We start from the raw sequence: 8,533 nt of genomic DNA on the forward strand, positions 1-8,533 counted from the left end.
GTAAATCATTTTGAGATTATTTTCTCTACACTCGTGCTACTTGCCTGGACACTTGGTGGCGGGCTAAACTGGCTAGATAATACTTGGCAAGCACTGAGCTACAATGCGCTAAATTCTGGTGTGTTTTTTATCATGAGCTTAATACTGATTGCTAGTGTGATTGATTTACCATTTGGCCTTTATCGTACGTTTGTATTAGAAGAGAAATTTGGCTTTAATAAAATGGATGGCAAAACATTTATTGGTGATTTGTTCAAAGAGTTACTTTTAATGTTAATTATTGGCTTGCCACTAATTTACGCCATTTTGTATTTGATGGGCGCAATGGGTGAATATTGGTGGGCTTATGTGTGGTTGGTATTGACAGGCTTTTCACTATTAATGTTTTGGGCTTATCCAAGTTTCATTGCGCCAATTTTTAACAAATTTAAACCGCTTGATAATATTGAGTTAAAAGCCAAAATTGATAATTTGCTGGCTCGCACGGGTTTTAAAAGCGATGGCGTGTTTGTAATGGATGGCTCTAAGCGCTCTTCACATGGTAACGCTTACTTTACTGGTATTGGTAAAAATAAGCGTATCGTGTTTTTTGATACGCTACTCAAAGGCATGGAAGATCATGAAGTTGAGGCAATTCTTGCGCACGAACTAGGGCATTTTCATCATAAACATATCCGCAAACATATGATTACCTCATTCAGTATTTCACTTCTAGGCTTGGCACTTTTGGGTTATTTAATTAATCAGCCGTGGTTTTTTAATGGTCTGGGTATTGAAAATTCCTCTAATCACACAGCGCTTATTTTGTTTATGTTGGTAATGCCGGTGTTTAGCTTTTTCATTGCACCAATTAGCAATGCGCTGTCGCGTAAACATGAATTTGAGGCAGATGCTTTTGCCGCCAAACATACCAATGCGAATGATTTAGTATCAAGTTTGGTAAAGCTCTACCGCGACAACGCCTCAACACTTACGCCAGATAGACTGTATTCTGCGTTTCATGATTCACACCCATCGGCATCAATTCGCATTAATCACCTTAAGGCGGCTAGTGAAGGCTAAACTATTCAGTTTACTACTACTGCCCAGTTTAAGCTGGGCTGTGCCAAATATTAGTGATGGAAAATTATTGCACGATGAAAGTTGTGCAAAATGTCATCACACACCGTATCAAAGCCTAGGTTGGAATGAGATGACCAATCGCACCGAACTTCGCTATATGATTGAAGCTTGTAGTGATCATTTTCAACTCGAGTGGAATGCGCAAGATGTTGAAGACACTGAAGAATTTTTAAATACCGAGTTTTTCCTTTTTGATTAATAAGCGGTATACTTTAATCATACAATGGAGAGAGTTATGAAAAAACAATTAACAGCATTAGCAATATTAAGCGCAACTTCTACTGCCTTTGCAGATTTTGATGCTCAAGATCGTCACGATGAGGCTTGCGTAAGTTGCCACATCATTGAACACGATGATGATTTTTACACTCGAGAAGTGACGCGCATGAAAACCTTGCTAGACTTACGTCGTCAAGTGAGTGCTTGTGCGGCAGCTTTTAATGTGGATTGGTTTCCTGAAGAGGAAGCGGGCGAAGTTAAATTCTTAAATGACAAATACTACAAACTGCAAAAATAATTGAACCCAAGGGGCATCTTGAAAAACCTTGGTAATTTTTGACAACGAAAAATCTCTTTAGGAAAAGTAAAATTACGCAGGTATAGTTATTCATATATCAAATAATTTTATAAAGCCTAAGGAGATTTTTCCAAGTCCCACAGGGTAAGCTTTTCAGGATTTTTTAATGGTGTTAAATTTTTCAGCAATATGAATAACTATTACTCAAAAAATTGTGTCTTATTAAAAAACCTGAAATTGCTTACAAAATCTTACCAAGGTCTTTTAAGATGCCCTTAAATCGACGCCAAAAATGGCGCATTGAAAAAATCCAAGCTGAACGTATTGCTAGAGCCAATCGTGTTGCGGATGATAATGACGTTGAAATTGATGCCAATGATGCACAAACTGGAAAAGTAATTACTCGCTATGGCCAACACTTATTAGTTGAAAATGAATCAGGTGATCTTTTTCAGTGTACTGGACGACGCAATATCGAAATCTCAGTTGCAGGTGACCAAGTTATTTTTCAAACGACAGAAGAAAACAAAGGTGTGGTGACCGCCCTACTCGAACGCACCAATTCACTCGCCCGATCTCAAAAACTCATTGCCGCCAATATTGACGAGCTTTGGCTGGTAGTCGCCATTGAGCCACACTATCAATTCGAGCTGATTGATCGATACTTAGTAGTGGCTGAAAATGCCGGATTGCCGATTAATATCGTGGTAAATAAAATCGAATTATCAAATAATTTTGAGCAAGTTATTCATGATTTTTCCATGTATAAATCAGCTGGCTATAGTGTTAGCTATTTGAGCGTTAAAGAGCAAACCAATGTGGCTGAATTTAAAGCGCAATTAAATCATAAAACTCATATATTTTTGGGTCAATCTGGCGTGGGAAAATCATCACTCATTAATGAGTTAATTCCTGATCTTAACTTACGCGTTAATGAGCTTTCTACTAAAAGTAAACTTGGCAAACACACCACAACCAACACCACGCTTTATCACATCCCTTCAGGGGGTGATTTAATTGACTCACCAGGTATTCGTGAATTTCAATTAGATGATCTTACCGATAAAGAAATTTTGAGTGGCTTTAGAGAATTTAAGCCATTTATTGGCGAGTGCAAATTTAGAAATTGTGCGCACATCAAAGAGCCAAAATGCGCGATCAAAACCGCAGTTGAAAATGGCGATATTCATCCGATGCGTTACACCAGTTATTTGCAATTAATTGACGCATAAATGAACGTTAGCATTGTTAGTAGAATATCGGAAATTGATAGCGCACAATGGAATGCATTAATCACCGATAATAACCCTTTTTGCAAGCATGAGTTTTTATCTGCACTAGAGACGCATAATTGCGTTGGCGAAAAATTTGGCTGGATTCCTAGGCATGTTGTTATTCACGAAAACGACCAACTCATTGGCGCTGCAATCTTGTATGAAAAATACAATAACTATGGCGAATTTGTATTTGATCATGTTTGGCATAATGCCTACGAGCATCACGGCTTAAACTACTATCCAAAACTAACCTCTTCAATCCCTTACACACCAGCAAGTGGTGCGCGATTTTTGGCCAGTAAAAATGATGAAAACCGCATATTCCCCATGCTTTTAGACGCCATTTACAAAATTTGTGAAAAAATTAATGCCAGTAGCTTTCATTGTCTTTTTCCGAGTAATGGAATTGATTTTTTTAAAAAATCGTCACTTTTCATTCGAGATGACTGCCAATTTCATTGGAATAATAACAATTATGCCGATTTTGATGATTTTTTAGCCAATTTAAAGCAAAAAAAGCGCAAAAACATTCGACAAGAACGATCAAAGGTTAAAAAATCTGGTGTTATTATTCGACAGCTAGACGGAAACGGCGCTAAAGAAGCTGATTGGCAAAATTTCTCAAATTTTTACAATCAAACATTTCTAGAAAAAAGTGGCACACCAACGCTTAACCTTGATTTTTTCAAATCTATTGCTCAATCAATGCCTGATCAAGTGTTGTTATTTTTGGCAGATTTGAATGATGAATGCATTGCTGGATCGCTCATGTTTAAAAGTGACACGCATCTTTATGGGCGTCACTGGGGTTGTTCTGAGCAGGTTGATCATTTACATTTTGAGGCTTGCTACTATCAAGGTATTGAGTACGCCATCAAACATAACCTGCAAGTATTTGAACCTGGTGCACAAGGCGAACACAAAGTCGCTAGAGGCTTTGTACCAACACTAACGCAATCAGCTCATTGGATTAAAGATGAAGGTTTTAAACAGCCAATTAAGGATTTTTGTGAGATGGAGCAAGAGCACATTCAAAAATATATGCAACACGTTAATACTCACAATCCATACAAAAACCCATGAAGCAATACTCACCTTCTTGTGATCAAAACAAAGATCCAATTTTAAAAATTATCACGCCACTATTGGTAAATAAAAAATCAGTATTGGAAGTCGGTAGTGGCACGGGGCAACATAGCGTATATTTTGCCAATGCATTGGCGCATCTATCTTGGCAAGCAAGCGATCAGGCAATGTATTTACCCAGTGTGAATGCTTGGATAAAAGAAGCACAACTTAGTAACATGCCTAAAGCTTTAGAACTTGATGTAACTGGCAATTGGCCTGATACAATTTATGAAGCAATATTCTCTGCCAATACGGTACACATCATGAGCTGGAAGATAGTGTTAGAGTTTTTTAAGAGTGCCAGTAGTGCATTAGCAAATAATGGTTTATTTATGCTTTATGGGCCGTTTAATTACAATGGACAATACACCAGCGAAAGCAATGCAAATTTTGATGTGTGGTTGGCACAGCAAAACCCGCAAAGCGCCATTCGCGATTTCGAAGCGCTTAACGAACTGGCTAAACAATTTGATTTAAAATTAATTGAAGATTTTGAGATGCCGGCAAATAATCGAATTTTGGTTTGGAAGAAAACTTAACCCTTTTAGGGGTTCATCTTCTCCAAGCCTTGCTTGGTGAAATAAATTCTAGAACCTTTTATTAAATTAAATAAAAATACTGCATTTGATAAAGCCATAATTACCCCTGCGATGATTTGATAGTTTGAATCAAATACCAATGCAACAAGTAACAACAAGGCAAATACATGCAAAATAAACTGAACTGTGGTTAATTTTTTGCCGATCAATTCGTTTATGGTTGGCATGCTCATGTAGCCTTTGTTATTTAAGTGAAACCAAACCAAAAATGGTAAAATTTTGTACACCATTCCGGTGATCACCGACATGGCAAAACCATACGAAAATATAAGCACTGCTAGTGTGTTTAATTGAGCAATATGCAACCATTCACTGGCTAGCGAAATACCAATGGCGCTTAACAACATCAACATAGAAAAATACCAATAATAGGTACTGGTATCGAAAACCTTACGCTTTCTATTGAACAATAATGAGATAGTGGTAATAGCGTAATCAGCCAGCAGTAAAGATAAAAACACCTTAAACAATAAATATAAAGAAGTGTTGCCTGAAAACAAAGCAAAACTAAGCCCTACCAATAAGGCGAAAATAATCTTGATGGCGTATTTGGTATAAAGATTAGGGTAAGTTTCAGCTACGTAAAGCATAGGAATTACTTGATAAGATACGCCAATAATTAGCATAACCATCCAACCCAATACGCTAAAAATAATATACGTATAAAGAATGGTCTGATGATATTCTGAAAGGCTTGTATTATCATGGGATAAGAGTAAATATCCCGCCAAAAATAACGCAATTGTTAGCGATGCCAAAGCACCAATAAAGGCTTTAATAGTTGGGGTGACACTCTTGGCATTTTTGAGAATAAACACCGTAGCAACAATAAACACCGTAAAAGCGCTCAGCAGCATCACCATGGCAACAATCATTAAAGTTGCTTGGTAAGTATAAAATGCATACGCAAAAACAAACAACCCGATTGACAACAATCCATGCACGAGTGGTGCAATAATTTGCTGATGTTTTAAAGTAACGCCGGCAGTTACTGGTAGCATCTGAAATATGATACCAAGCATGGTCATAGCCAAAAAACCCAAGGCAATAAAATGAGTAAAAATCATCACTTCTGATGAAGTTTGAGGCTCTAAAGAAGGTACAAAGCCTAAAACAAACAACCCGGCCAATAGGCCAAAAATAGGACTGGTAATAAAAAATAGAAGTGGGATTTTTAAGGGTGGTGCCTGATCTAATGATAACGAGGAATTAAACATAGATTAATCCTGATGATTAATCATAAGCTCAGGGAGCTGCATTTATTCAAATTCCATTTGTTTAAAAATACGCTCAGCATTTTGCTTATGCAACTCTCTGTAGGTTCCACGATCTCTAAACATTGATTGACCGATATTGTAAGCCTCATATAAACCACCATCTTCATCAAGTACTTTTTCAACTTCAGCACGCATGTAAACTAAATAATCCTTGGTGAATTTAGTAATGGTTGCTAAATCTGTTGGCTCACCATGACCAGGAATAATAATCTCCGGCTCAAGTGCCTCGATTTTATCCCAAGTTTCAATCCATGCCAGTGCATTAGTATGCGGAAAAATTGGCAACATGCGCTCATTAAAAGCTGTATCGCCACTAATTAATAACTTTTGCTCAGGTAGCCAAAGTTGGATATCATCTGGAGAATGTGAGGCACCAATATGCATTAGCTCAATTTTGGTATCGCCCATTGGTAGGTTGAGTTTTTCCTCGAAAGTAAGATCTGGACGTACGATTTTGCTACCGATTAGCTTATCTTTTTGCACTCTTAATGAACGCATGTAAATGTCTTCACCTCTATGCTTGATGTCCTTGTCAGCTTCCGCATGGGCCACAATAATAGCACCCTGCTCTTTCCAATAATTTGAGCCTAAAATTGCATGACCTTGTGAGTTTTCTAACACCACGTACTTGACCTTTTGATCAGTTACTTTTTTGATTTCTTCATGCATGGCTTTAGCCACGAGGTAACTACCTCCAGCGTTGAATACTAATACACCATCAGTGGTTACAATAAACGAGAGGTTGTTATTATGATTTGAGTTTTCATAAGTGTATGGCTGTGTGGCGCCAATTGCAGAGTAAACACCCGGTGCTATTTCTTCAGGCAAACGATACAAAATATTATTTGGTTCATAATCACTAATTCTAACTGGAGAGAATTCTTCTTTCCAAATAAAGAAACCATCGGCGTAATTTTTTACATTGGTATAACCCATGTTTTCTAAAGTTTTGGCTGCGAGTGGCGAACGCAAGTTACGACCACAATAAACAATAATTGGCGTGTCTTTTGATTTAGCATGGTCGCCAATTTGAAATTCCAACCAACCACGTACAATATTAACGTTCTGGCCGCGTTTAATTGTGCCGGTGTAGTTGAGCTCTGAAGGAGTACGCACATCAATCAAAATTACACTGGCATCCTCATTAAGGATTTTGTTTAATTCTTCTGTATTGATATTAACAATTTGCTTGTTAACCGATTCCAACATTATATGGCCATCAATAATATCAATATCTGCTTGAGAATTTAATACGGTAAGTGCAGTGGCAATGGTTAGGATTTTTTTTAACATAAGTTTTGATAAGGTGAGTATTTAAGCTCAATTATCACATACAGGGTAGCTCTATGCTAGAATTTGATTTTTTTTAATAGAGAAGAATAAAAGTGAAAAAAATAACAACAATTATAGCGTTAACAGGCGTACTTAGTATGGATTTTGCCAATGCGCTATTGTGTATCTGGGTGAAAAACTGACCTCAAATTATCAATTGATTGATAACTATCTAAATAACGACTTCACCCTGCTGGCTTGGAAAAAATAGCGCTGTATTATCACCAATAATCTCAAGTTTAGCATTGTTCTTTTGTGCCAAATACTCCAAAGTTTTTTGACTAAAAAAACAAACATGTGTTGGGTCATTTTTGTAATACCAAGTGGAAAAAATAACCTTGTTAGTTAATAGTTGCGTCATTACTGCCAACACACCTTTGGGGTTTAACAAAGAAAACAATCGGTCAATCTCAAACCTTGGGTTAGACAAATGCTCTAGCACTTCTGTTGCAGTAATAAAGTCATACTTGCGTTCAAATACTTGGACGTTATTAGCATAATATTTATCAAATAAATCAACCTCATGACCTTCACTTTCAAGCATTAAAGATAATGTTGGTCCGGGGCCACAACCAAAATTCAAGTCTGTAGAATTAGGCTGTACATGTTTTATAAGCGGATCAAAAACCGTTGATAAAAATTGACGATAGCCCGTATTTTTAGAATCATTTTGATGAAGATCGTAGCGGGATTTTTCATCGATATTATTCAAATGAAAACGCTTAGGCAAAAATACCATCTCACACTCAAAGCAGCGTAAGTAGTTAACATTTTCATTTGAATAATAAAGCTGAGTTTGGCTAGAGCCGCACAAGACGCAAGTAGAATCTTGATTCATTATGCGGCGCTTAAACTAATTAGTGAGAACAAGATCCCGAATGAACGTGACCATGCTCTAGCTCATCAGCTGTGGCCTCTCTAACATTTTCAATACTAACGTTAAAGTGAAGTATTTCACCCGCTAAAGGATGATTAGCATTAATGGTTACTGTTTTTTCATTGATTTTTTCAACATGAACAATAAATGGATTGCCTTGCTCATCTTGCGATTGTAACTCCATGCCAATTTCTAAATTATCAATACCTTGTAATGTCTCTAAAGGAATCTCTTGAATACCTTCTTCATGATGAACACCGTACGCATCTTCAGGCGCAATAGAAACATCACAAGATTCACCAACTTTCATGCCCTCAAGTGCTTTTTCCAAACCAGGGATAATATTGCCATGACCTTGAATAAACGGCATAGGCTCTTTTCCTTGTGATGAATCAATTACATCG

General features: G+C 37.1%; 10 protein-coding genes. 6 read left to right on the forward strand and 4 right to left on the reverse strand.

Going from position 1 to position 8,533, the window contains the following annotated elements:
- From BTHERMOSOX_RS07930 to BTHERMOSOX_RS07955, 6 genes are all read left to right on the forward strand, one after another.
- Positions 1–1,062 (forward strand): M48 family metallopeptidase (locus BTHERMOSOX_RS07930; RefSeq protein ID WP_138120549.1); only part of this gene is annotated, 1,062 nt, incomplete at its 5' end.
- A complete protein-coding gene (locus BTHERMOSOX_RS07935; protein WP_138120550.1) occupies positions 1,052–1,321 on the forward strand; it encodes a hypothetical protein in 270 nt (89 codons plus the stop codon). The genes BTHERMOSOX_RS07930 and BTHERMOSOX_RS07935, both read left to right, overlap by 11 nt.
- A gap of 36 nt (positions 1,322–1,357) precedes the next feature.
- Positions 1,358–1,639 carry a hypothetical protein gene (locus BTHERMOSOX_RS07940; RefSeq protein ID WP_138120551.1) on the forward strand — a complete coding sequence of 94 codons (282 nt, stop codon included), beginning with the start codon at positions 1,358–1,360 and terminating at the stop codon, positions 1,637–1,639.
- A 269-nt stretch (positions 1,640–1,908) separates the two neighbouring features.
- Positions 1,909–2,871, forward strand: a complete 963-nt coding sequence (gene rsgA / locus BTHERMOSOX_RS07945; RefSeq protein WP_138120552.1) for a ribosome small subunit-dependent GTPase A — start codon at positions 1,909–1,911, stop codon at positions 2,869–2,871.
- The gene (locus BTHERMOSOX_RS07950; protein ID WP_138120553.1) at positions 2,872–3,999 is read left to right on the forward strand and encodes a GNAT family N-acetyltransferase; all 1,128 of its coding nucleotides are present in this window, start codon (positions 2,872–2,874) and stop codon (positions 3,997–3,999) included.
- Positions 3,996–4,583: a DUF938 domain-containing protein gene (locus BTHERMOSOX_RS07955; RefSeq protein ID WP_138120554.1), complete on the forward strand. Its 588-nt coding sequence runs from the start codon at positions 3,996–3,998 to the stop codon at positions 4,581–4,583. The genes BTHERMOSOX_RS07950 and BTHERMOSOX_RS07955 overlap by 4 nt, the downstream gene beginning before the upstream one ends.
- A gap of 5 nt (positions 4,584–4,588) precedes the next feature.
- On the opposite strand, the gene BTHERMOSOX_RS07960 is transcribed toward BTHERMOSOX_RS07955, so the two are convergent.
- The 4 genes from BTHERMOSOX_RS07960 to BTHERMOSOX_RS07975 all read right to left on the reverse strand — a co-directional run.
- Positions 4,589–5,860, reverse strand: a complete 1,272-nt coding sequence (locus BTHERMOSOX_RS07960; RefSeq protein WP_138120555.1) for a hypothetical protein — start codon at positions 5,858–5,860, stop codon at positions 4,589–4,591.
- 42 nt (positions 5,861–5,902) lie between these two features.
- Positions 5,903–7,213 carry an MBL fold metallo-hydrolase gene (locus tag BTHERMOSOX_RS07965; protein ID WP_138120556.1) on the reverse strand — a complete coding sequence of 437 codons (1,311 nt, stop codon included), beginning with the start codon at positions 7,211–7,213 and terminating at the stop codon, positions 5,903–5,905.
- Positions 7,214–7,424: 211 nt separating this feature from the next.
- Entirely contained in the window at positions 7,425–8,090 is a 666-nt protein-coding gene (locus tag BTHERMOSOX_RS07970) for a class I SAM-dependent methyltransferase (protein ID WP_138120557.1), read from the reverse strand.
- A 19-nt stretch (positions 8,091–8,109) separates the two neighbouring features.
- Positions 8,110–8,533 (reverse strand): FKBP-type peptidyl-prolyl cis-trans isomerase (locus BTHERMOSOX_RS07975; protein WP_138120558.1); only part of this gene is annotated, 424 nt, incomplete at its 5' end.

It is taken from the genome of Bathymodiolus heckerae thiotrophic gill symbiont, assembly GCF_900128515.1.
Lineage (GTDB): Bacteria > Pseudomonadota > Gammaproteobacteria > PS1 > Pseudothioglobaceae > Thioglobus_A.